General features: G+C 54.3%; 1 pseudogene. It reads right to left on the bottom strand.

Annotated features, from left to right (window positions below):
* Window positions 1–979, bottom strand: a pseudogene (locus ACR0IO_RS23120) (DNA-directed RNA polymerase subunit beta); the annotation flags it as partial.

The following is a 979-nucleotide window of genomic DNA, read 5'->3' as shown; positions in this document are numbered from 1 at the left end:
GCGGCGCTTATGGGTGACTTCCGACAGTGGGTTGGTCTGGTCCATGAACTGAGACAACTGGCTTGAGCCAAAGAATTCGCGAACAGCCGCAGCAGCGGGTTTCGCGTTGATCAAATCCTGTGGCATCACAGTGTCGATTTCGACCGAAGACATACGTTCCTTGATCGCGCGCTCCATACGAAGCAGACCCACGCGATACTGGTTCTCCATCAATTCACCCACCGAACGCACGCGGCGGTTGCCCAAATGGTCAATATCGTCAATGTCGCCCTTGCCATCGCGCAGTTCAACCAAGGCTTTGATGCAGGCAACGATATCTTCGCGGCGCAGAATGCGGGTTGTGTCAGGCGCATCGAGATCGAGGCGCATGTTCATCTTAACGCGACCAACGGCAGACAGATCATAGCGCTCGCTGTCGAAGAACAGCGTGTCAAAGAGGGCGCTTGCCGCTTCAACGGTTGGTGGCTCGCCTGGGCGCATGACCCGATAGATATCCATCAACGCACCTTCGCGGTTCATGTTCTTATCAACCGCCATAGTGTTGCGGATATAGGCGCCAACATTGATGTTATCGATGTCGAGAACTGGGATGTCGGTGATGCCCGCATCCATCAGATCCTTCAGCGTGCCGCCCGTGACATTGCCATCCTTGTCGGTTTCCCATGTCAACTCGTCCCCAGCTTCGACATAAATCGCGCCAGTTTCTTCGTTGATGATATCCTTCGCAACAAAGCGGCCCAAGATGTGATCGAAAGGCACCAACAGCTCGGAGACTTTACCCTCATCAATCAGCTGCTTCACAGCGCGCGGGGTGATCTTCTTGCCTGCTTCAGCGATGACTTCACCCGTGGCTGCATCAACAAGATCAAATGTAGGACGGGTGCCGCGCACGCGCTCGGGGAAGAACTTGGTTGCCCAACCTTTGTTCTTAACAGAGCGGAACATCACAGTGTCATAATAGGCTTCCATGATGCCTTCT

Source organism: Ruegeria sp. CE12 (genome assembly GCF_056537525.1).
Note: the sequence above shows the minus strand (reverse complement) of the source record. Positions and strands in the feature narration are given on the sequence as shown.